Source organism: Gemmiger formicilis (genome assembly GCF_016901605.1).
Taxonomy (GTDB): Bacteria; Bacillota; Clostridia; order Oscillospirales; family Ruminococcaceae; genus Gemmiger; species Gemmiger formicilis_B.
Window position 1 is genome coordinate 1 of record NZ_JACJKP010000397.1, and the last position, 564, is coordinate 564.

The following is a 564-nucleotide window of genomic DNA, read 5'->3' on the forward strand; positions in this document are numbered from 1 at the left end:
CGGTGGCGGAAATCAAGCAGAAATTCGGGCCGGAAGTGTCTCTTCTGGTGGATGGCGTTACCAAATTGACGCAGATCAAATTCTCCAATGTGGAGGATCGCCAGGCGGAGAACCTGCGCAAAATGTTGCTGGCCATGAGCCAGGACGTGCGGGTTATGATCATCAAACTGTGTGACCGCCTGCACAATATGCGCACAGGCGATGCATGGCCTGAACAAAAACGCCGTGACAAGGCCCTGGAAACCATGGAGGTGTATGCCCCCATTGCCCACCGTCTGGGCATCTCCAACATCAAGGAGGAACTGGAGGACCGGAGCCTGCATTACCTGGACCCCATCGGATATGAAACCATCCGCGAACTGCTGAATAAGCATGGGGACGAGTTTTTGCACACGGTATGCCATACCATTGCCCGCCATCTGGCGGAAAACGGTATCCCCAAAGCCACGATCCGCCACCGCGTAAAAAGCATCTACGGCATCTACCGCAAGATGTACATGCAGAATAAAGATTTCGAGGAAATCTACGACATTTATGCGGTACGGATCATTCTGGAAAACGTCC

The 564-nt window shown here is 53.0% G+C and carries 1 protein-coding gene; it reads left to right on the plus strand.

Features of this window, described 5'->3' with window-relative positions; translation table 11 throughout:
* A partial coding sequence (locus H6B10_RS15095; protein ID WP_204652320.1) for an HD domain-containing protein occupies positions 1–564 on the plus strand: 564 nt, incomplete at both ends.